The organism is Pseudomonas reactans, assembly GCF_013387025.1.
Lineage (GTDB): Bacteria > Pseudomonadota > Gammaproteobacteria > Pseudomonadales > Pseudomonadaceae > Aquipseudomonas > Aquipseudomonas reactans.
The window spans coordinates 232,280-254,699 of the sequence record NZ_JACAQP010000003.1 but is presented as its reverse complement, the minus strand read 5'-3'; the positions used below and the strand labels follow the sequence as shown (position 1 = coordinate 254,699).

Sequence of the window (22,420 nt, the reverse complement as noted above, 5' to 3'; positions counted from 1 at the left end):
CGCGAACTCATGTGAATGCGCTTTATGTGGGAGCTGGCTTGCCTGCGATGCGGGCGACTCGGTCTTACAGGAAACCCGAGGCGATGCTATCGCAGGCAAGCCAGCTCCCACATGAGACCGTTGTCATCTTGGGATCGCATCAGCCCAATGATTTTTACAGAACAAAACAGCAGGTGAAGTCATGACCACAACTCAACCCCTGGAATTGCTGGCGCCCTTGTCGGGTGTGCTGCTGGCGCTGGACAAGGTGCCGGACCCGGTGTTCTCCAGCCGCCTGATCGGCGATGGCCTGTGCATCGACCCCACGTCGCAGACGTTGTGCGCGCCGCTGGCGGGGATGATCAGCAACATCCAGGACAGTGGGCATGCGGTCAGTGTCACCGACGATAACGGCGTCCAGGTGCTGATGCATATCGGCCTGGACACTGTGAACCTGGCGGGCCAGGGCTTCACCCGGTTGGTGCAGGAAGGCCAGCGGGTGGAGGCCGGGCAGCCGTTGATCGAATTCGATGCCGACTACGTGGCGCTCAATGCACGCAGTTTGCTGACCTTGATGCTGGTGGTCAGCGGCGAGCCCTTCAGCCTGTTGGCGGACGGTCTGGTGGAAACGGGCCAGCCGCTGTTGCAGTTATCCCCAAGTGCGGTCGTGGAAGCAGCGGACGAAGAGGAGGGCGATGCATTGTTCTCCAAGCCGCTGACCTTGCCCAACGCGAACGGCCTGCACGCCCGCCCGGCCGCGGTATTTGCCCAGGCGGCGAAAGGTTTCAACGCCAGCATCTACCTGCACAAGCAAACCCAGAGCGCCAACGCCAAATCGCTGGTGGCGATCATGGCGTTGCAAACCGTGCAGGGCGATACCTTGCAAGTGAGCGCGGCGGGCGAGGACGCCGAGGCGGCGATCAAGGCGCTGGTGGTCTTGTTGGCTGAAGGCTGTGGTGAGGCGGTGGCGATTGTTGCCGAACCAGCCGCAACGCAGTCGCCGGTGACCTTGCTGCGGGGCGTGTGTGCATCACCGGGCTCGGCGTTTGGTCAGGTCGTTCAAGTGACCGAACCCGAGCTGGTCATCACGCAGCAAGGCACGGGCGAAGCTGCCGAACGTGCTGCTTTGACCCGCGGCTTGCTCGCCGCCACTGAAGCGTTGCAGGCTTTGCAGGACAAGGCGGCTGGCAGCGCCCAGGCCGAGATTTTCCGCGCCCATCAGGAACTGCTCGAAGACCCGACCTTGCTGGAACACGCCCACCGCCTGCTGGCTGAAGGCAAGAGTGCCGCCTTTGCCTGGAACAGTGCGACGCTCGCGACCGTTAAGCTCTTCCAGGGATTGGGCAACGCCCTGATCGCTGAGCGTGCGGCAGACCTGGCGGACGTCGGCCAGCGCGTGCTGAAACTGATCCTGGGTATCCAAGACAGCGCCTGGGAGTTGCCAGAGCGCGCGATCCTGATCGCCGAACAACTGACCCCTTCACAGACCGCCAGCCTGGACACACGCAAGGTGCTGGGGTTTGTCACGGTCGGCGGTGGCGCGACCAGCCACGTCGCAATCCTCGCCCGCGCCCTGGGCCTGCCGGCTATCTGCGGTGTTTCGGCTCAGGTGTTGGCGGTGGCCAATGGCAAGCAGGTGCTACTCGACGCCGACAAAGGCGAGCTGCACCTCGACCCGAACCTGGCCGAAATCGAGCAACTGGACGCTGCGCGTAAACAACAGGGGCTCCGCCATCAGCGCGATGTGGCGCATGCGTCGTTACCCGCCACTACCCGCGATGGTCATCACGTTGAAGTCACTGCCAACGTGGCTTCGTTGCAGGAAGTCGAGCAATCCCTGACCCTCGGCGGCGAAGGCGTCGGCCTGCTGAGATCGGAGTTCCTGTATTTGGATCGCAACCGTGCCCCAAGTCCCGACGAACAGGCGGCGACCTACACCGCGATCGCCCGTGCCCTGGGCACCGAACGCAACCTGGTGGTGCGCACCCTCGACGTGGGTGGCGACAAACCCTTGGCCTATGTGCCGATGGACGCCGAGACCAACCCCTTCCTCGGTCTGCGCGGCATCCGTTTGTGCCTGGAACGCCCGGAACTGCTGCGCGAACAATTTCGCGCGATCCTCGCCAGCGCCGGTTTTGCGCGGCTGCATATCATGTTGCCGATGGTCAGCCTGCTCTCGGAGCTGCACCTGGCGCGCAAAATCCTTGAAGAGGAAGCGCTGGCGCTGGGGCTCACCGAGTTGCCAAAGCTGGGCATCATGATTGAAGTGCCGTCCGCCGCGCTGATGGCGGATGTGTTCGCGCCCTATGTGGATTTCTTCTCTATTGGCACCAATGACCTGACCCAGTACACGCTTGCCATGGACCGCGACCACCCGCGCCTGGCCAGTCAGGCCGACAGCTTCCACCCGGCGGTGCTGCGCCTGATCGCCACCACGGTCAAGGCTGCCCACGCCCATGGCAAGTGGGTGGGTGTGTGCGGCGCATTGGCGTCCGAGGCGCTGGCGGTACCCGTGCTGATCGGGCTGGGTGTGGACGAGTTGTCGGTCAGCGTGCCGTTGATCCCCACCATCAAGGCCACCGTGCGCGAGCTGGACCTGGCCGACTGCCAGATCATCGCCCGCCAGGTGCTGGGCCTGGAAGAAGCCGCCCAGGTGCGTGAGGCCTTGCGCCAATATCACGCGGCTACCGTTGAAACCTCACCTGTCGTGGAGCACTGAGTATGTTCGAGAAATTACAGCGGGCGTTCTGGAAGGCCCTGACGCCGGATTTGATTGCCGAGACGGTCGTTGCGCCAACGCAGAACCTGCTGTCGGCCGAGGTGCTGAGCGCGTTGGGTGGGGCGGATAACCTCAAGTCGCAGCAGCGTGTGGCGCTGACGCGGGTGAGGGTGCAGTTGCAGGATGGGGCGAAGTTGGATACGGCGGCGTTGAAGGCGGCGGGTGTGCCGGGGGTGATGATGCTGACGGGCGGCGTGGTGCATCTGCTCACCGGCCTCTAAGCCCAATGGAGATTCAAATGTGGGAGCGGGCTTGCTCGCGAATACGGTGTATCAGAAACAGATGAGCTGACTGACCCACCGCTTTCGCGAGCAAGCCCGCTCCCACATAGGTTCGGTAGTACTCTTACAGTTTCGGGTTATCTTCCGGCGGCTTGGTCTTATCCACACCCGGCACATGCAAGTTGCCTTCGACCACCTGGTTGCCCTCCAGCTGCGGCTGGGTCACCCAGGTGAGAATGTCGTAGTAACGCCGGATGTTCGCCACGAAGTGCACCGGCTCACCACCCCGGGCATAACCGTAGCGGGTCTTGCTGTACCACTGCTTCTGCGACAGGCGCGGCAGCATCTTCTTTACGTCCAGCCACTTGTTCGGGTTCAGGCCTTCACGCTTGGCCAAGGTGCGCGCATCTTCCAGGTGGCCGGTGCCGACGTTGTAGGCGGCGAGGGCAAACCAGGTGCGATCCGGCTCGGCAATGCTGTCGTCCAGCTCGTCCTTGATCTTGGCCAGGTACTTGGCGCCGCCCATGATGCTTTGCTTGGGGTCCAGGCGGTTGGACACGCCCATCGCCTGGGCGGTGTTCTGGGTCAGCATCATCAGGCCGCGCACGCCGGTCTTGGAGGTGACGGCGGGTTGCCACAGCGATTCCTGATAGCCGATGGCAGCCAGCAGGCGCCAATCGACCTTTTCTTCCTTGGCATAGGCGCGGAAGTGTTTCTCGTATTTGGGCAAACGCTGCTGCAGGTGCTGGGCGAAGGTGTAGGCGCCCACATAACCCAAAACATCGACATGCCCGTAGTAGCGGTCTTTCAGACGCTGCAACGTGCCATTCTTCTCGACTTTGTCCAGGTAGCTGTTGATCTCGTTGAGCAGGCTGTTGTCTTCACCGGCGGCCACGGCCCAGCTCTGGTTGCTGGCATTGCCCAGGTCGAACGCCACGCGCACGTTGGGGAAGTACACCTGGTTCATCGCCACTTCGTTGGAGTCCACCAAGGTCAGGTCGATTTGCCCTTCGTCCACCATGCGCAACAGGTCGACCACTTCAACGGCGTCGGATTCTTCGTATTCAATCGCTGGATTCTGCTTTTTCAGCGCCGCCAACTGTTCGGCGTGGGTGCTGCCTTTTAGCACCACGATCTTCTTGCCCACCAAATCGGCCGCGTTGGTCGGGCGCGACTGGCCGTTGCGGTAGATGATCTGCGGGGTGACTTCTAAATAAGGGTGGGAGAAACGCACCTGCGTCTGGCGCTGCTCGCTGCTGACCAGGCCGGCCGCCGCGAGGACCGGGCCGTTGGGTTTACCCAGTTGGCCGAACAGGTCGTCGAGGTTGTCGGCGGTCTCAATCTCCAGCTTCACGCCCAGGTCATCGGCAAAGCGCTTGACCAGTTCGTATTCGAAACCGGTTTCACCGTTGCGGTCCTGGAAATAGGTCGCCGGGCTGTTCCGGGTGACCACCCGCAATACGCCATCCTCCTTGATTCGCTCGAGCGTGCTGGGTTTATCAACACAGGCGCTGAGCATCAGGAAGAGTCCGGTGGCGATGAGCCATTTGGCGCATCGCGGGCGCAAAGCAGTTGGGGAGAACATCTGCGCAGTATACGCAAACGGCCCACGGCGCCATATCTCGACAGCGCGGGTCTTGTCTGCTAGCGCCGGCAAAACTGTGCTGCAGCCCGCAGAAACGGGGCTTGGCGCGCGATTGTGACGGTTAAAATAACTGCGCCGAATGCCAGGTATACCCCCTCGAAAGGGGTGTAATCCGGCCAACTGACGTCCGGCAGCAGCCACCGGTAGCGTTTCGGGTGCCGTTGGCGGCGGTTTACGCTAGAATGCACGGCCTCAAAGCACACCCCCTTCCCGAGGCTGTCCCGAAGATGTTGATCCTGCGCGGCGCTCCTGCCCTTTCTGCCTTTCGCCACAGCAAACTCCTTGAGCAACTGAGCCAAAAGGTTCCAGCTGTTACAGGCCTGTACGCTGAATTTGCTCACTTCGCCGACGTTACCGGCGTGTTGACCGCCGACGAACAGCAAGTGCTGGCACGCCTTCTGAAGTACGGCCCAAGCGTTCCGGTTCAAGAGCCTAATGGCCGCTTGTTCCTGGTTCTGCCGCGGTTCGGCACCATCTCGCCCTGGTCGAGCAAGGCCAGCGATATCGCCCGCAACTGCGGCCTGGAAAAAATCCAGCGCCTGGAGCGTGGTATCGCGTTCTATGTCGCCGGCCAGTTCAGCGATGCCGAAGCCGAGCTGATCGCCAGCAGCCTGCACGACCGCATGACCCAGATCATCGTCAGCCAGTTGGAACAGGCTGCCGGCCTGTTCAGCCACGCCGAGCCCAAGCCGCTGACCGCGATTGACGTGCTCGGCGGTGGCCGCGCCGCCCTCGAGAAGGCCAACACCGAGCTGGGCCTTGCCCTGGCCGAAGACGAGATCGACTACCTGGTCAACGCCTTCAACGGCTTGAAGCGCAACCCGCACGACATCGAACTGATGATGTTTGCCCAGGCCAACTCCGAGCACTGCCGTCACAAGATCTTCAACGCCAGTTGGGACATCGACGGCGAAAGCCAGGAAAAAAGCCTGTTCGGCATGATCAAGAACACCTACGTGATGCACAGCGAAGGCGTTCTGTCGGCTTATAAGGACAACGCCTCGGTGATCGTCGGCTCCGTCGCCGGCCGTTTCTTCCCGGACCCTGAGACCCGCCAGTACGGCGCGGTGCAGGAGCCGGTGCACATCCTGATGAAGGTCGAGACCCACAACCACCCGACCGCGATTGCCCCGTTCCCGGGCGCAGCCACCGGTTCCGGCGGCGAAATCCGTGACGAAGGTGCGACCGGCCGTGGCGCCAAGCCAAAGGCAGGCCTGACCGGTTTCACCGTGTCCAACCTGCAGATCCCGGGCTTCGAACAGCCGTGGGAAGTGCCGTACGGCAAACCTGAGCGCATCGTCACCGCGCTGGACATCATGATCGAAGGCCCGCTGGGCGGCGCTGCATTCAACAACGAATTCGGCCGTCCGGCGCTGACCGGCTACTTCCGTACCTTTGAACAGTCCATCACCACCCCGCGTGGCGATGAAGTGCGCGGCTACCACAAGCCGATCATGCTGGCTGGCGGCATGGGCAACATCCGTGAAGAACACGTCAAGAAAGGCGAGATCCTGGTCGGCTCCAAGCTGATCGTCCTCGGCGGCCCGGCGATGCTGATCGGCCTGGGCGGCGGCGCGGCTTCCTCCATGGCCACCGGCACCAGCTCGGCAGACCTGGACTTCGCTTCCGTACAGCGCGAAAACCCAGAGATGGAGCGTCGCTGCCAGGAAGTCATCGACCGTTGCTGGCAGTTGGGTGACAAGAACCCGATCAGCTTCATCCACGACGTCGGCGCGGGTGGTCTGTCCAACGCCTTCCCGGAACTGGTCAACGATGGCGACCGTGGTGGCCGTTTCGAACTGCGCAACATTCCTAACGACGAGCCGGGCATGGCCCCGCACGAAATCTGGAGCAACGAATCCCAGGAACGCTATGTATTGGCGGTTGGCGCAGAAGACTTCGCGCGCTTCCAGGCCATCTGCGAACGCGAGCGTTGCCCGTTTGCAGTAGTTGGCGAAGCCACTGCCGAGCCACAGCTGACGGTTACCGACAGCCACTTCGGCAACAGCCCGGTGGACATGCCGCTGGAAGTGCTGCTGGGCAAAGCCCCGCGTATGCACCGTTCGGCGGTCCGTGAAGCCGAGCTGGGCGATGATTTCGACCCAAGCACGCTGGAACTGGCCGACAGCATCGAGCGTGTGCTGCACCACCCGGCCGTGGCGAGCAAAAGCTTCCTGATCACCATCGGCGACCGCACCATCACCGGCCTGGTTGCCCGTGACCAAATGGTCGGCCCGTGGCAGGTTCCGGTGGCTGACGTTGCCGTCACCGCCACCAGCTTCGACGTCTACACCGGTGAAGCCATGGCCATGGGCGAGCGGACACCGCTGGCCCTGCTCGACGCCCCGGCGTCGGGCCGCATGGCCATTGGTGAAACCCTCACCAACATCGCCGCCTCGCGCATCGGTAAATTGTCCGACATCAAACTGTCGGCCAACTGGATGTCCGCTGCCGGCCACCCGGGTGAAGACGCGCGCCTGTACGACACCGTCAAGGCGGTCGGCATGGAGCTGTGCCCTGAGCTGGGTATCACCATTCCGGTGGGCAAGGACTCCATGTCCATGGCCACCCGTTGGAACGAAGACGGCGTCGACAAGACGGTCACCTCGCCGCTGTCGCTGATCGTCACCGGTTTTGCACCGGTCACCGACATCCGCCAGACCCTGACCCCGCAACTGCGCATGGACAAAGGCACCACCGATCTGATCCTGATCGACCTGGGCCGTGGCCAGAACCGCATGGGCGCGTCCATCCTGGCGCAAACCCATGGCAAGCTCGGCAGCCAGGCACCGGACGTCGATGACGCCGAAGACCTGAAAGCCTTCTTCGCCGTGATCCAGGGTCTGAACGCCGACGGCCACCTGCTGGCTTACCACGACCGTTCCGACGGCGGTTTGCTGACCAGCGTTGTCGAGATGGCCTTCGCCGGTCACTGCGGCCTGAATATCGTGCTCGACAGCGTTGCCGAGGACGCTGCCGAGATCAACGGCATCCTGTTCAACGAAGAGTTGGGCGCGGTGATCCAGGTTCGCCAGGACGCTACCCCGGACGTACTCGCCCAATTCAGCGCCGCTGGCCTGGACGACTGCGTGGCCGTGATCGGCCAGCCGATCAACAACGGCGAGATCAATATCTCGTTCAACGGTGACACGGTGTTTGCCGGTCAGCGCCGCTTGCTGCAACGCCAGTGGGCTGAGACCAGCTACCAGATCCAACGCCTGCGTGACAACGCCGACTGCGCCGAGCAGGAATTCGACGTGATCCTGGAAGAAGACAATCCGGGCCTGAGCACCAAGCTCAGCTTCGACGTCAACCAGGACATCGCCGCGCCTTACATCAAGAAAGGCATCCGCCCACAGGTTGCCGTACTGCGTGAGCAGGGCGTCAACGGCCAGGTGGAAATGGCAGCCGCGTTTGACCGCGCAGGCTTCAATGCGATCGACGTGCACATGAGCGACATCCTCGCCGGTCGCGTTGACCTCAACGAGTTCAAAGGCCTGGTGGCCTGCGGCGGTTTCTCCTACGGCGACGTGCTGGGTGCCGGTGAAGGCTGGGCCAAGTCGGCCCTGTTCAACAGCCGTGCCCGCGATGCGTTCCAAGGCTTCTTCGAGCGCAACGACAGCTTCACCCTGGGTGTGTGCAACGGTTGCCAGATGATGTCCAACCTCAGCGAGCTGATCCCGGGCAGCGAGTTCTGGCCGCACTTCGTGCGTAACCGTTCCGAGCAGTTCGAAGCCCGTGTCGCCATGGTGCAGGTGCAGGAATCCAACTCGATCTTCCTGCAAGGCATGGCCGGTTCGCGCATGCCAATCGCCATCGCCCACGGTGAAGGCCATGCCGAATTCGAAAGCGAAGAAGCGTTGCTGGAAGCCGATCTGTCCGGCACCGTGGCCCTGCGTTTCGTCGACAACCACGGCAAGGTCACCGAGACCTACCCGGCCAACCCGAACGGCTCGCCGCGCGGGATCACCGGCCTCACCAGCCGCGACGGCCGCGTGACCATCATGATGCCGCACCCGGAGCGTGTATTCCGCGCCGTGCAGAACTCGTGGCGCCCGGAAGAGTGGAACGAAGACGGCGCCTGGATGCGCATGTTCCGCAACGCCCGCGTGTGGGTGAACTAAGACGGTGTACAAGCTCGCCTTCTTTGTACCCGCAAGCCATGTGGAGACGGTGAAAACCGCCGTCTTCGCCGCCGGCGGCGGGCGCATCGGCAACTACGACAGCTGCGCCTGGCAAGTGCTGGGCCAGGGCCAATTCCGCGCGTTGGACGGCAGTCAGCCGTTTATTGGGCAGATGGGTCAGGTTGAAGTGGTTGAAGAGTGGAAGGTTGAGCTGGTGGTGGCGGATGAGTTGATTGTGGCTGTAGTGGCTGCGCTCAAACTTAGTCACCCGTATGAGACACCGGCGTATGAGGTGTGGCAGTTGGCGGATTTTTGATTCGCAGGCTGTGAAAACAAGAAACCCGCTGGGCCAGTTTGGTCAGCGGGTTTTTTGTTGGCTGTGAAATCCCATCGCCGGGAAGCCGGCTCCTACAGAGGGAGCGCGTTCAACTGTAGGAGCCGGCTTCCCGGCGATGGCGTCCGTACAGGCGCCGCAGACCTTTCCGACAAACCTTTCAGGTTGTCCCTCGGAACCTGGCTCAATAGCCTTCTTCGGTCGCTGTCGGCTCAGTGATCGGGATCTGATTTCAAGGCCCGTCCAGCAACATTGCTCTCGGGTTTGATATTCAATGATGGAATTGCAAGATACCGTCGCTCCACGCCTAAATACCAGTAGCCCACTAGGGAAAGCCTTGGTTTCAATGTTCAAATCCATCGAAGTGGAATTGATACTTGAAGGGGCTAAACCTGGCTCGGTCAAGGTCATTGTCTTCGGCGGTTGCGCTGTTCATTTGTACACGCACCACCGTATTTCCACGGATGTTGATGCGGAGATTTATTGCGCGAGTTTTCGAAATAAGCTGCGCCTTCAGACACTGTTGGCGGAATTTCCAGAGCAGTTTTTTGATGAGCGATCTGGGCGCATCATGGAACTGAACTACGACCTCCAATACAACACTAGCTTTGGCCCTCTGCACGAAGATTATTGGGAACGAAGTCTTCCCCTGGACGAGTTTCCTGCACAATCCGCATTGCACTTGCATATAGCTGCTCCTATCGACATTGCTATCTCCAAATTGGCCAGAGCTACCGATCAGGATGTAAGCGATATCAAGGCACTGCTCAGGTCGGGCTTCATTGTGACCGCTGAGCTCCGTCGGCTGGCGTTGCAGGCGATTGATATGTATGTTGGCAACAAAGAGCCACCCAGATCCATTCTCAACACTATTTTGCACGATTATCTGGAGACAGCAGATGGCGAAGCCTTTTAGTGCTCCCGTCCTCTCGTCCGCGTTGGACACGTTGGTTAAAAGTCCTTTGGATCAGGCGGATGACGATGCGCTGGTGAGTGCCGCGAAGGCTGTCTGGTACTCGGACGCGAACCTTGTCGGTGAAGTGAAAAACTTTCTAGATGCTCACTCCAGCGAATTGGAGATTCGTCGTGCGGGGTATCTGCTGGAGCGCTTCACACGCTTTTCGTGTGTAACGGATAGCCGGGTTTTAGAAGCGTTGCACGCGATTGAGCTGTTTTCGGCGACCGCTTCCAAACAGGATGTGAAGCCTTTGGGTGTTGTTGCACTGCGCAGCCGCCGTGATGAACTGGCTGTGTCCTGGGGGCTGAGTGAGGGGTTGGGTTTGAAGGTTCAAGCGCTGATGCCTTTTCAGACTCGCCATTACGAAGCGGATCAACGTGGGGCGTCTGCCTAGGCGCTGATTACGATTAAAGAACCCGGCTTAGGCCGGGTTTTTGCTGTGTGCCTGTGGCGAAGGAGCAAGCTCCCTCGCCACAGAGGTCATGCGTTGATTGGGCGGGTAACCAACCGCTCCAACGCTTCACCCAATCCGGAAGCCTTGTCACCAATCAACAGATGCCAAACACCGCTTTCCAGCTGGCTCACACCCTGGCAACCCAGAGCAGTCAGGTCAGCTTCAGACAACACCGAGTCATCCCCTAACTCGACCCGCAACCGCGTCATCGCCACCGCTTCCAACTGGCGAACATTGCCTCGGCCACCCAAGGCATTCAGCCATTTCTCGGCCTCTTGCACATTCACTGCTACGGGCTTATCCACAGGCGCCAGTTGCACGGGGGCACTGGCAATAAACGAAGGCATGGCCAGGCGAATCTCATCAGCAATGCTATCGGCCATCGGCCCCACCACCACCTGCAAGCTGCCGCCGTTACCCGGTCGCACAACCGCCATGGCGCCCAGCGCTTTCAACTCCGCATCCACGGCCTTGTTGCGATCAACCATGTCCAAGCGCAGACGCGTCGTGCATGCCCCCACGCTCAGCAGGTTCTCTGCCCCGCCCAAGGCCTGGATGTAGGCCGTGGCGCGCTGGTTATCCGTCATCACCTCGGCCTGCACCACCTGGATATCTTCACGCCCCGGCGTCTTCAGGTTGAAGCGTCGGATGCAGAAGCTGAACACGCTGTAATAGATCGCGGCGTACGCCAACCCAACCGGGAATACCAGCCAGCCATTGGTGGATTTACCCCAACCCAACACCATGTCGATAAACCCACCGGAGAAGGTAAAGCCCAGGTGGATATTCAACATATTGGTCACCGCCATCGACAGGCCGGTGAGCAGTGCATGGATCAGATACAGGAACGGAGCCAGGAACATGAACGCGAATTCAATCGGCTCGGTCACCCCGGTCAAAAACGAGGTCAGCGCCATCGACAGGAAAATCCCGCCCATCACCTTGCGCCGCTCTGGCAGCGCATTGCGGTACATCGCCAAACACGCCGCCGGCAAACCGAACAACATCACCGGGAACATGCCGGTCATGAACTGGCCGCCTTTAGGGTCGCCGGCGAAGTAACGGGTCAGGTCGCCAGTCACCACAGCGCCGGTCACCGGGTCAGTGAAGGTGCCGAATACAAACCAGGCCATGTTGTTGAGGATGTGGTGCAGACCGGTGACGATCAGCAGACGGTTGAACACGCCAAACACAAACGCACCCAGGCTGCCGCTTTCCATCAACAACACGCCGAAGCTGTTGATGCCGTGCTGGATCGGCGGCCAGATCAAACCAAAGATCACGCCCAATCCGACCGCACTGAACCCGGTGACGATCGGCACAAACCGTCGCCCACCGAAGAACGCCAGGTACTCCGGCAGCTTGATGTCCTTGAAGCGGTTGTACAGCCCGCCCGCCATCAGGCCACTGGCGATACCGGCAAGCATGCCCATGTTGATGGACGTATCCATCACCTTGAGCGTGGAGACCATCACCAGGTAACCAATCGCACCCGCCAAACCGGCCGTGCCGTTGTTGTCGCGAGCAAACCCCACGGCGATGCCGATGGCGAAGATCAGCGCCAGGTTGGCGAAGATCGCCTGCCCGGCGTCGTGCATCACCGCGATGTTCAAAAGATCGGTGTCACCCAGGCGCAGCAGGAGGCCGGCGATCGGCAGGATCGCAATCGGCAGCATCAGTGCACGGCCCAGGCGTTGCAGGCCTTCGATGAAATGTTGGTACATGGCGAGTCTCCTTTTTTCTTGTTGTTGTCAGCTCAGCGGCCAGTGGTGTTGACAGGCTTGGCGAACGGCTTTGGCGCTGCTCAGGTCGAGCAGGCCTTGGCTCAGTTGCCGGCATTGCGCCGCGTCCAGGTGGCGGACGCGGTCCTTGATCTCTCCGATCTGCGGCGGGCTCACCGACAGCTCGCTGACCCCCAGGCCCACCAGGACCGGCGTGGCCAAGGGGTCGGAGGCGAGGGCGCCGCACACGCCGACCCAGCGCCCGTGTTTCGCAGCGCCGGCACAGGTCTGCGCGATCAGCCGCAGCAGCGCCGGGTGCAGCGCATCGACACGCGCGGCGAGGCCAGCGTGGTCGCGGTCCATGGCCAGGGTGTATTGGGACAGGTCATTGGTGCCGATGGACAGGAAGTCCGCGTGCTTGGCCAACTGCTCGGCCATCAGCGCGGCGGCGGGCACTTCGATCATCACGCCCAGTTCGGGGCGCTGGGTCAGTTCCAGCTCCACGCACAACTCATCCAGACGCTGGCGGATCTGCAGCAATTCATCCACTTCACTCACCATCGGCAACAGGATGCGGCAGCGCTCCAGCGGCGACACTTGCAGCAGCGCGCGCAGTTGTTGGTCAAGCACGTCAGGACGCACCTGGGCCAGGCGAATACCGCGCAGGCCCAGCACCGGATTCGCTTCGACTGGCAGTGGCAGGTAGTCGAGTTGCTTGTCGCCGCCCACGTCGATGGTGCGGATGATCACGGACTTGTCGCCCATGGCATCCAGCACGGCCTGATAGGCGTGGCGTTGCTCTTGTTCATCCGGTGCAGTGCGCCGGTCCACGAAGAGAAATTCGGTGCGCAGCAGGCCGACGCCATCGGCGCCGTTTTCAAAGGCCACCTGGGCTTCGGCACTGGACGCAACATTGGCGGCCACTTCGACGGTCACGCCATCAGTGGTACGCGCCGGCTGTTGGGCCTGGGCCTGCTGTTGCTGGCGACGCAGTTTCTGTGCGTCGCGAATCTGGTGGACTTCGGCGTGGCGTGCGTCGCTGGGCGCCAGTTCCAGGCGGCCGTTGGCGGCATCCAGCACCACACGTTGGCCTTGTGGCACATCGAGGACTTCAGCGCCCAACGCGACCACACAGGGCAAGCCTTTGCCGCGCGCCAGGATTGCCACGTGGGAAGTGGCGCCGCCTTCGGCCATGCAAATGCCGACGGCCTGTTGCGCGCTCAGTTGCAGCAGGTCTGAGGGGGTCAGTTCGTGGGCGCTGACAATCGACCCGGCAGGCAATTCGAAATGCCAGGCTTCACCGAGCAGCGCGCGCAGCACCCGTTGTTGCAAATCCCGCAGATCGTTGGCGCGTTCGGCGAACAACGGTTTGCCCAGGGCCAGTAACACCGCGCATTGCGCCTGGATTGCATCGCGCCAGGCATGAGTGGCTGCGCTGCCTTGTTCAATGGAACTGGTCGCGGCTTCGAGCAAGTTAGGGTCTTCCATCAGCGCGAGGTGGGCGGCGAAGATGTCTTCTTCTTCGACGTTCTTGCGCTGGCGCGCTTGATCCAGAGTCATGCGGATTTCACTGCGCACTTGCTCAAGGGCGGTGTCCAGGCGTTGCAGTTGTTCGTCGGCGGCGTGGTGGCCGGTGTCTGCCGGTAGTTCGATACCGGTCAGGCGGAACAGCGGCCCACATACGAGACCCGGAGCAGCACACACACCTTGCAACACGCCGGCTTCGGTATTGGCTCGGCGTGGGGTGGCAACGACAGGTGTGTGGTGTTCCTCCTTGATGGCGGCGGACAACGCCGCGACCAAGGCCTGCAACGCGGCGTCGGCATCTTTGCCGCGACAGCTCACGCGCACCTCGTCCCCTTCGCCAATACCCAGGCCCATCAAGCCAATCAGGCTGTCACACGAAGCTGATTTATCACCGAAATGCAGCCTCGCCTGGCTGCTGAAACCCTGGGCCGTCTTGCGGATCAACGCTGCCGGGCGCGCGTGCAAACCGCCGCGATGGGAGATGCGCACGCTGGCGCTGACTTCAGCGTCCAAGTTATCCACAGCCGTTTGAACCGCTGCCGTCGAACGCGCCACGACCTGCAACAACGGCTCACCGACCTTGACCGATTGCCCGGCCAACGCACGCAATTCGAAACGCTCGCCATTGGTCAGGATGATCAGGCTGACCAGGCTTTTGCACTGGCGTGCAATGCGGTCGAGGTCAAACTGTACCAATGCCTGTCCCTTGCTCACCTTCGCGCCTTCCTTCACCAGCAACGCAAAGCCTTCGCCGTTCAGTTCCACCGTATCGATGCCCACATGCATCAAAACCTCGGCACCGTTCTCGGCGCGAATCGTCAGGGCGTGCCCGGTACGCGCGACATGGATGATCACGCCGTCACAGGGCGCATGCAGGCAATCGTTCAGGGGGTCGATGGCAATACCATCGCCCATGGCGTGGCTGGCGAACACTTCGTCGGGAACGTTGCCCAGGGTCAGCACGGGCCCGCTTAGCGGGGCGCTGAGGGTCAATTCATTATTGTTGTAGGACATGGGCACGGTACTCATCAGGAAAACGCCACTCAGTGAGTGCGGGTAACTTTGCTCAGGTGACGCGGCTGGTCCGGGTCCATGCCCCGGGCCTCTGCCAAACCTGCCGCCATCACGTAGAAACTCTGGATCGCCAGGATCGGGTCCAGGGTCGGGTGTTCGGCGCGGCTCAGGGTCAGGTCGCGCTCGACGATGTCATCCGGTGCCGCCAGCAACACGAGGGCGCCGCGCTGGCGCATGTCGGCGGCCAGGCTCAGCAGGCCGGCTTGCTCGGCGCCGCGCGGGGCGAACACCAGCAGCGGGTAGTTGTCGCCAATCAGGGCCATCGGCCCGTGACGCACCTCGGCGCTGCTGAAGGCTTCGGCCTGGATCGCCGAGGTTTCCTTGAGCTTGAGCGCAGCTTCCTGGGCGATGGCGAAACCGGCGCCGCGACCGATCACCATTAGTTGCTGGCAGTCGCGCAGGGCGTCGATGGCAACCGTCCAATCTTGCTGGGCGGCGGCACGCAGGTCATCGGGCAGGGCGCGGCAGGCTTGCAGCAACGCGGTTTCCTGGTTCCAGTGGCCAATCAACTGCGCGCTGGCGCTGAGGGTGGCGATAAAACTTTTGGTCGCGGCCACACTGTGTTCCGGCCCGGCGCACAGCGGCACATGGAATTCGCAGGCGGCTTCCAAGGGCGAGTCTTCGGCGTTGACCAGCGAAATGCTCAGCGCACCGCGTTTACGCAGCAAGCGCAGGCTGTTGACCAGGTCCGGGCTTTGGCCCGACTGGGAAAACCCAAACGCGACTTGGCCGCTGACTTTCATCGGCGCTTGCAGCAGGGTCACCACCGACATCGGCAACGACGCCACGGGAATGCCGACATGCTGCATGGTCAGGTAGGCGAAATAGCTGGCGGCATGGTCCGAGCTGCCACGGGCGATGGTCATCGCCACCTGCGGCGGCTGACGGCGCAGGCGACCAGCGATTTCTTCCAGCGCCGGGTCCAGGCGTTGCAGTTGGGCGGCGACGGCGTCGCAGGAGGCCAGGGCCTCTTCAAGCATTTTTGAAGTCAATGGTTTCTCCTTCGACCATTACGTCGGTGAGTGTCAGGGAGCGGTCCAGGCGCACGCAGTCGGCAAAGCTGCCGGGTTGCAGGCGACCGCGTTCTTCCAGGCCCAGGTAGTCCGCAGGAAATTGCGACAGGCGTTGTGAGGCTTCGCTGATAGGCAGGCCGATCTTCACCAGGTTGCGCAGCGCCTGGTCCATGGTCAGCGTGCTGCCGGCCAGGGTGCCGTCGGCCAGGCGTACGCCGCCCAGGCATTTGGTCACGGTGTGGCTGCCCAGCTTGTATTCACCGTCGGGCATGCCGGCGGCGGCGGTGGAATCGGTGACGCAGTACAGGCACGGGATCGAGCGCAACGCCACGCGCATGGCGCCGGGGTGAACGTGGAGCAGGTCCGGGATCAATTCGGCGTATTGGGCGTGGGCCAACGCAGCGCCGACGATGCCCGGCTCGCGGTGATGCAACGGGCTCATCGCGTTATACAAATGGGTAAAACTGGTAGCCCCAGCGGCGAGGGCAGCGACGCCTTCTTCGTAGCTACCCAGGGTGTGGCCGATCTGCATGCGCACGCCGCGTTCGCTGAGGGCGCGGATCAGGCCGTCATGGCCGGCGATTTCCGGCGCGATAGTGATCACGCGGATCGGCGCCAGGCGCAGGTAGGCTTCCACTTCGGCCATCAACGCGGTGTGGGCGAAGTTGGGTTGGGCGCCGAGTTTTCCGGGGTTGATGTAGGGCCCTTCCAGGTGCACGCCGAGTACACGGGCGCTGCCGGTAGGACGTTGCTCGCAGAAGGTGCCGAGCTGGCCGAGCACGCTTGAGATTTCCTCCACCGGAGCGGTCATGGTGGTGGCCAGCAACGAGGTCGTACCAAAGCGCACATGGGTGCGAGTGATCGTCTCGAAGGCATCGCGGCCTTCCATGATGTCCGCGCCGCCACCGCCGTGCACATGCAGGTCGATAAAGCCCGGCAGCAAGTAGGGCAGGTCGTTGTCAGCCGGGTCGCAAGGCGTACCTTCAATGGCGACCACTTTGCCGTGTTCGTGCACCAGGCGGCCGCGAATCCAGCCGCTGGGCGTGAGGATGTTGTCTTCGGACATAGGCAGTTCTCTAAATTCGCAGTTCAGCGGAATAGTCGTGGCGACGCAGTTCTGCGACGAAGTCGTAGTAGTCGTTGCGGCAGTAGGTGTCGGTGATTTCGATCGGCGTGTTGTCGGCGGTGTAGCCGACCCGGGTCATCAGCAGCATGGCGGTGCCGGGGGCGATGCCAACCAGCTTGGCGAACTCGTCCGAGGCGTTGATCGCCTGGATATGCTGCAGGGCGCGCACCACCGGTTTGCCGATGCCTTCCAGGTATTCGTACAACGAGTGGCCGATGGCTTGAGGCTGTGGCAGCACCGAGGCGGGCATGGTGGTCATTTCAATTGCCATCACCGTGTCATCCGCCTTACGCAAGCGCTTGAGGCGCGCCACTTTGTCGGCGGGCGACAGGCCCAGGCGGATCATCTCTTCGTGTGTCGGCTGGGTCAGTTCACGCTCCAGCCATTGGGAGCTGGGCACAAAACCCTTGAGCCGCAGCATCTCGCTGAACCCCGACAAGCGCGACAGCGGCTGTTCCAAGCGTGGCGAAATATAGGTGCCGGAACCTTGGTTGCGGCGGATCAGCCCTTGGGCAAACAACACTTCCAACGCCTTGCGTGCGGTGACGCGCGAAATGCTCAATTGCTCGCTGAGTACGCGTTCTGACGGCAGTGCCTGCTCGGACGTCCACTGGCCGGCATGGATCGCCGCTTCCAGTTTGCGCGCCAATTGCAGGTACAGCGGCGTGGATTGTTTGTCGTCGGGGCGCAGGGCCAGGATGGGATTCATCGTTAAGGTTTCCGATGCGGTTATTGGAGTGTTGTCGCCCGGTATGGGGCGGAAATTAATACCACTTAAATACCATGTCAATGCAGTCAAAATGGTGCAGGCATTGGTTTTAGGGCCCTGCAATGGGGCCTGGTATCAAGTGGTATTAGAGAGGTCTTTATCACGCGCAGAACGGCGCAGCCCGCGGGGGTGAACTGGTATTCACCGGCGGACGCGGGGCAGGGCAGGAATTTTTTTCGAATTATTTTACGAACGGTACGAGATTACGGACGAATCTCGATGAGGGTGCCGTCTTTGACCAGGTTCCACACTTCGCGCATGTCCACGTTGCGCATGCCGATGCAGCCGTCGGTCCAGTCCAGGGTGTGGAACCACTGTTCCGGGTAGTCCTCGGTATCGGGGGTGCCGTGGATCATGATCATGCTCCCGGGCTTCACGCCTTCACGGCAGGCGCGGGCGGCGTCGCTGATGTTCGGGTAGGAGATGTGCATGGCCAGGTTGAAGCGGTCACTGGTCTTGCGCCAGTCGATCCAGTAGAGGCCCTCTGGCGTGCGGCGGTCGCCCTCGATCAGCTTGTGGCCCTTGGGGTTCTTGCCCAGGGAAATGCGGTAGGTCTTGAAAGGCTTGCCGTCGTTGATCAACTGCAACTGATGGGCAGACTTGAGCACCAGGACTTTTTCCACAGGCTTGCCGCCCAGGGTTTGTACCGTGGAGGCTGGCGACAGCATGGTGAACGACAGGCAGAGCAGGGCAAGCACCCAACGCATCAAAGACGGTATCCCTAGTGTCATGGCGCGGGCTTGCCCATGGGTGGCACGGCCTCGCTGCGCACCGGGAACGACTGTTGCCTGCGGTCAGCGAAAAAGTATTCCAGGGTACGCCCGACCGTGCGGAAAGCCAGCTCGGACCAAGGGATGTCGGCTTCGTCGAACAGTTGCACTTCCAGGCTCTCGGGGCCGGCGGCGAAGTCCAGGTCGAGCAGGTCGGCGCGGTAGAAGATATGCACCTGGTTGATGTGCGGCACGTCGATCAGCGTATAGATGTTCAGGTTGTGCACGCGGGCGCAGGCTTCTTCCAGGGTTTCGCGCAGGGCGGCCTGTTCCACGGTCTCGCCGTTTTCCATGAAGCCGGCGGGCAGGGTCCAGTAGCCCAGGCGCGGTTCGATGGCGCGGCGGCACAGCAGCACTTTATCGCCCCACACTGGCACGGTGCCGGCGACGATGTTGGGGTTCTGGTAGTGGATGGTCGAGCAGTGATCACACACAAAACGCAGGCGGCCGTCGCCTTCGGGGATGCGTTGGGTAACCGGTTTACCGCACTGGCTGCAGAAATTCATGCTGGGGTTCCTGGAAAGTGCGTCTATCTTGGCGTGACGGGCAGGGCGCTGCAACAAGTTGTCGTTTAGCGACACGGCGCGGGTTTTGGGGTTGGGCACCCGCGAGCTTTGGTGCATGATGCAAGGTAGCCAACAGACCGAGATGACTCATGCTGGACGAGCTACTTCGCCGGGTAAGCAATCACACTCCCCACACCCTGGAGACCGACGGGCGTTTCCCCGAGGCCGCGGTGCTGGTACCGATTACCCGCAGTGACGAACCTGAGCTGATCCTGACCCTGCGCGCCAGCGGCCTGTCGACCCATGGTGGCGAAGTGGCCTTTCCCGGCGGGCGCCGCGACCCCGAAGACCCGGACCTGATCTTCACCGCGCTGCGCGAGGCTGAAGAAGAGATTGGCCTGCCACCTGGCTTGGTGGAAGTCATCGGCCCGCTCAGCCCATTGATCTCCCTGCATGGCATTCGGGTTACGCCGTATGTCGGCGTCATCCCCGATTACGTCGAATACCTGGCCAACGATGCCGAAATTGCTGCCGTCTTCAGCGTGCCTTTGGACTTCTTCCGACAGGACCCGCGCGAACATACCCACAGGATCGATTACCAGGGCCGTAGTTGGTACGTGCCCAGCTATCGGTTCGGCGAATACAAGATCTGGGGGCTGACGGCGATCATGATCGTCGAGTTGATCAACCTGCTCTATGACGATGCCAAGATCAGCCTGCACCAACCACCCAAGAGTTTCATCAACATCTAAGCCATCGCTTGAATGGCAACGCCGTGAGGAAACACCATGAAATACCGCCTGGGCGACGCCCGCGTCGAGACGCATCCACACAGCTGGGTGGCGCCGAATGCCACGCTGGTGGGCAAGGTCAAGCTGGAGGAGGGCGCCAATGTCTGGTTCAACGCGGTGTTGCGTGGCGACAACGAACTGATCCTGATCGGCAAGAACAGCAACGTGCAGGACGGTAGCGTAATGCACACCGACATGGGCTACCCGCTGACCCTGGGCACCGGCGTGACCATTGGCCATAACGCGATGTTGCACGGTTGCACGGTGGATGATTACAGCCTGATCGGTATCAACGCGGTGATCCTCAATGGCGCCAAGATCGGCAAGCATTGCATCATCGGCGCCAATTCGCTGATCGGCGAAGGCAAGGAAATTCCCGATGGTTCGCTGGTGATGGGTTCGCCGGGCAAGGTGGTGCGTGAATTGACCGACGCGCAGAAACGCATGCTTGAAGCCAGCGCCGCGCACTATGTGCACAACTCGCAGCGTTATGCGCGTGACCTGGCTGAGCAGGAAGAATGAGCCCGGTTGAACGCCCCGTCGCCTCGCCGTGCGTGAGCATTTGTGCGCTGGACGATGACGATATTTGCACCGGCTGCCAGCGGACTGTGGATGAGATTACGCGTTGGAGCCGCATGGACAACGCCGAGCGCCGGGTGGTGTTGGGGTTGTGTCATGAGCGGGCGGTGGCGAGTGGGTTGGTGTTTATGGTTTCGGGGAAATCCGGCGCCTGAGTGCTATCCCCTGTAGGAGCGAGCTTGCTCGCGAAAAACTCGATGACACCGCGTATAGTCAGGTACCCCGCGTAATCGTTAATGTTTTTCGCGAGCAAGCTCGCTCCTACAGGTTTTCGCCCCATGCTCTTCCTGATCGCCTACATCAGCAGCGTCGTGCTGATCAACTTCGCCTTCTCCACCGCCCCGCATCTGGATGTCATCTGGTCCGCCTGGGGCGGCCTGGTCTTTATCCTGCGCGACATGGTGCAAACCCGCTTCGGCCACGGTGCGATCATCGCCATGCTGGCTGCGCTGGTGCTGTCGTATGTCACGTCCGACCCAGCCATCGCCCTGGCCAGCGCCACGGCGTTCGCGGTGTCCGAGTGCATCGACTGGCTGGTGTTCAGCATCACCAAGCGCCCGTTGCACGACCGCCTGTGGATAAGCTCGGCGCTGAGTATTCCTCTCGATACCTTCATCTTCTTCGGCTTGATCGGCGCGCTCACTCCAGCGGTAGCGGGCACCGCGCTGGTGTCGAAATTCGCCGGGGTCACGGTGGTGTGGTTGATCATGGCCTGGCGCATCCGCAAGCGGGCCGTCGCCAACTGAGGCCAATTGCTGCAGTTCATGTAAAATGCCGGCCTTTCTCCCAATGATCCGCTCCCCTGAGGACCTGAGATGACCCGAATCGGAACTCCATTGTCGCCAACCGCGACCCGCGTTTTGCTGTGTGGCTGCGGTGAGCTGGGCAAGGAAGTGGTAATCGAACTGCAACGCCTGGGCGTTGAAGTGATTGCCGTGGATCGCTACGCCAACGCGCCGGCCATGCAGGTGGCGCACCGTAGCCACGTAATCAACATGCTCGACGGCGCCGCCCTGCGTGCCGTGATCGAGGCCGAGAAGCCGCACTTCATCGTGCCGGAAATCGAAGCCATCGCCACTGCGACCCTGGTAGAACTGGAAGCCGAAGGCTTCACCGTGATCCCGACCGCCCGCGCCACTTCGCTGACCATGAACCGTGAAGGCATCCGCCGCCTGGCCGCTGAAGAGTTGGACCTGCCGACCTCGCCGTACCACTTCGCCGATACCTTCGAAGACTACAGCAAGGCCGTGCAAGACCTGGGCTTCCCGTGCGTGGTCAAGCCGGTGATGAGTTCGTCGGGCAAGGGCCAGAGCCTGTTGCGCAGCGCTGATGACGTGCAGAAAGCCTGGGACTATGCCCAAGAAGGCGGCCGTGCCGGTAAAGGCCGCGTGATCATCGAAGGCTTTATCGATTTCGACTACGAAATTACCCTGCTGACCGTGCGCCACATCGGCGGCACCACGTTCTGTGCACCAGTCGGCCACCGTCAGGAGAAGGGCGACTACCAGGAATCCTGGCAGCCGCAGGCCATGAGCCCGATTGCCCTGGCCGAATCCGAGCGCGTCGCCAAAGCGGTGACCGAGGCCCTGGGCGGTCGTGGTCTGTTTGGCGTTGAGCTGTTCATCAAGGGTGATCAGGTGTGGTTCAGCGAAGTCTCGCCGCGCCCGCATGACACCGGTTTGGTGACCCTGATTTCCCAGGACCTGTCGCAGTTCGCGCTGCACGCTCGCGCAATCCTGGGCTTGCCGATCCCGTTGATCCGTCAGTTCGGGCCTTCGGCTTCGGCGGTGATTTTGGTGGAAGGGCAGTCGACCCAGACTGCGTTCGCCAACCTCGGCGCTGCGCTGAGCGAGCCGGACACGGCGTTGCGTCTGTTTGGCAAACCAGAAGTGAATGGTCAGCGTCGGATGGGTGTGGCGTTGGCGCGGGATGAGTCGATTGAAGCGGCTCGGGCTAAAGCGACCCGTGCTTCGAAGGCTGTTGTCGTAGAGCTGTAACCCAACCCTTGTAGGAGCGAGCTTGCTCGCGAAGGTATTTCAGGCGCATCGCT

At 61.8% G+C, this 22,420-nt stretch carries 19 protein-coding genes; 11 read left to right on the top strand and 8 right to left on the bottom strand.

The window, feature by feature from the left end; translation table 11 throughout:
- Positions 1 to 181 precede the first annotated feature (181 nt).
- Together ptsP (HX793_RS03195) and HX793_RS03190 are read left to right on the top strand one after the other, a co-directional pair.
- Positions 182 to 2,698: a phosphoenolpyruvate--protein phosphotransferase gene (ptsP, locus tag HX793_RS03195; protein WP_177059620.1), complete on the top strand. Its 2,517-nt coding sequence runs from the start codon at positions 182 to 184 to the stop codon at positions 2,696 to 2,698.
- Positions 2,699 to 2,700: 2 nt separating this feature from the next.
- Complete coding sequence (locus HX793_RS03190; protein WP_016977695.1) at positions 2,701 to 2,979, top strand: PTS sugar transporter subunit IIB; 279 nt, start codon at positions 2,701 to 2,703, stop codon at positions 2,977 to 2,979.
- Between the two features lie 124 nt (positions 2,980 to 3,103).
- Here HX793_RS03190 and mltF read toward each other — a convergent pair whose 3' ends face one another.
- The gene (gene mltF, locus HX793_RS03185; RefSeq protein WP_016977696.1) at positions 3,104 to 4,564 is read right to left on the bottom strand and encodes a membrane-bound lytic murein transglycosylase MltF; all 1,461 of its coding nucleotides are present in this window, start codon (positions 4,562 to 4,564) and stop codon (positions 3,104 to 3,106) included.
- 287 nt (positions 4,565 to 4,851) lie between these two features.
- On the opposite strand from mltF, the gene purL reads away from it, so the two are divergent.
- From purL to HX793_RS03165, 4 genes are all read left to right on the top strand, one after another.
- Positions 4,852 to 8,748, top strand: coding sequence for a phosphoribosylformylglycinamidine synthase (purL, locus tag HX793_RS03180; RefSeq protein WP_177059622.1), 3,897 nt, complete (start codon positions 4,852 to 4,854; stop codon positions 8,746 to 8,748).
- Between the two features lie 4 nt (positions 8,749 to 8,752).
- Entirely contained in the window at positions 8,753 to 9,064 is a 312-nt protein-coding gene (locus HX793_RS03175; protein WP_016977698.1) for a YqfO family protein, read from the top strand.
- A gap of 295 nt (positions 9,065 to 9,359) precedes the next feature.
- Positions 9,360 to 9,998 carry a DUF6036 family nucleotidyltransferase gene (locus HX793_RS03170; protein WP_177053419.1) on the top strand — a complete coding sequence of 213 codons (639 nt, stop codon included), beginning with the start codon at positions 9,360 to 9,362 and terminating at the stop codon, positions 9,996 to 9,998.
- Complete coding sequence (locus tag HX793_RS03165; RefSeq protein ID WP_177094118.1) at positions 9,982 to 10,434, top strand: hypothetical protein; 453 nt, start codon at positions 9,982 to 9,984, stop codon at positions 10,432 to 10,434. Before HX793_RS03170 ends, HX793_RS03165 begins: the two co-directional genes overlap by 17 nt.
- Before the next feature lie 86 nt (positions 10,435 to 10,520).
- Here the strand turns inward: HX793_RS03165 and nagE are convergent, their stop codons facing one another.
- The 7 genes from nagE to HX793_RS03130 all read right to left on the bottom strand — a co-directional run bounded on the left by nagE (position 10,521) and on the right by HX793_RS03130 (position 19,000).
- On the bottom strand, positions 10,521 to 12,218 hold the full coding sequence (gene nagE / locus HX793_RS03160) for an N-acetylglucosamine-specific PTS transporter subunit IIBC (RefSeq protein WP_177059626.1): 1,698 nt from the start codon (positions 12,216 to 12,218) through the stop codon (positions 10,521 to 10,523).
- A gap of 27 nt (positions 12,219 to 12,245) precedes the next feature.
- A complete protein-coding gene (gene ptsP, locus HX793_RS03155; RefSeq protein WP_177059768.1) occupies positions 12,246 to 14,756 on the bottom strand; it encodes a phosphoenolpyruvate--protein phosphotransferase in 2,511 nt (836 codons plus the stop codon).
- 29 nt (positions 14,757 to 14,785) lie between these two features.
- Positions 14,786 to 15,808 carry an SIS domain-containing protein gene (locus HX793_RS03150; protein ID WP_177059627.1) on the bottom strand — a complete coding sequence of 341 codons (1,023 nt, stop codon included), beginning with the start codon at positions 15,806 to 15,808 and terminating at the stop codon, positions 14,786 to 14,788.
- Positions 15,789 to 16,895, bottom strand: coding sequence for an N-acetylglucosamine-6-phosphate deacetylase (gene nagA / locus HX793_RS03145; protein WP_177059629.1), 1,107 nt, complete (start codon positions 16,893 to 16,895; stop codon positions 15,789 to 15,791). The genes HX793_RS03150 and nagA overlap by 20 nt, the downstream gene beginning before the upstream one ends.
- Positions 16,896 to 16,905: 10 nt before the next feature.
- Complete coding sequence (locus HX793_RS03140; RefSeq protein ID WP_016977704.1) at positions 16,906 to 17,664, bottom strand: GntR family transcriptional regulator; 759 nt, start codon at positions 17,662 to 17,664, stop codon at positions 16,906 to 16,908.
- 263 nt (positions 17,665 to 17,927) lie between these two features.
- Positions 17,928 to 18,431, bottom strand: a complete 504-nt coding sequence (locus HX793_RS03135; RefSeq protein ID WP_178905453.1) for a L,D-transpeptidase family protein — start codon at positions 18,429 to 18,431, stop codon at positions 17,928 to 17,930.
- A gap of 20 nt (positions 18,432 to 18,451) precedes the next feature.
- Complete coding sequence (locus HX793_RS03130) at positions 18,452 to 19,000, bottom strand: NUDIX hydrolase (RefSeq protein WP_177059631.1); 549 nt, start codon at positions 18,998 to 19,000, stop codon at positions 18,452 to 18,454.
- Positions 19,001 to 19,149: 149 nt separating this feature from the next.
- Here HX793_RS03130 and HX793_RS03125 point away from each other — a divergent pair, with 149 nt between their 5' ends.
- The 5 genes from HX793_RS03125 (at position 19,150) to purT (ending at position 22,367) form a co-directional block, all read left to right on the top strand.
- The gene (locus HX793_RS03125; protein ID WP_016971944.1) at positions 19,150 to 19,752 is read left to right on the top strand and encodes a CoA pyrophosphatase; all 603 of its coding nucleotides are present in this window, start codon (positions 19,150 to 19,152) and stop codon (positions 19,750 to 19,752) included.
- A 36-nt stretch (positions 19,753 to 19,788) separates the two neighbouring features.
- Positions 19,789 to 20,313, top strand: coding sequence for a gamma carbonic anhydrase family protein (locus HX793_RS03120; protein WP_177059633.1), 525 nt, complete (start codon positions 19,789 to 19,791; stop codon positions 20,311 to 20,313).
- Entirely contained in the window at positions 20,310 to 20,525 is a 216-nt protein-coding gene (locus tag HX793_RS03115; protein ID WP_177059636.1) for a DUF1289 domain-containing protein, read from the top strand. Before HX793_RS03120 ends, HX793_RS03115 begins: the two co-directional genes overlap by 4 nt.
- Positions 20,526 to 20,648: 123 nt before the next feature.
- On the top strand, positions 20,649 to 21,116 hold the full coding sequence (locus tag HX793_RS03110; RefSeq protein ID WP_015885703.1) for a VUT family protein: 468 nt from the start codon (positions 20,649 to 20,651) through the stop codon (positions 21,114 to 21,116).
- 69 nt (positions 21,117 to 21,185) lie between these two features.
- Positions 21,186 to 22,367 carry a formate-dependent phosphoribosylglycinamide formyltransferase gene (gene purT / locus HX793_RS03105; protein ID WP_017139720.1) on the top strand — a complete coding sequence of 394 codons (1,182 nt, stop codon included), beginning with the start codon at positions 21,186 to 21,188 and terminating at the stop codon, positions 22,365 to 22,367.
- Positions 22,368 to 22,420 lie beyond the last annotated feature (53 nt).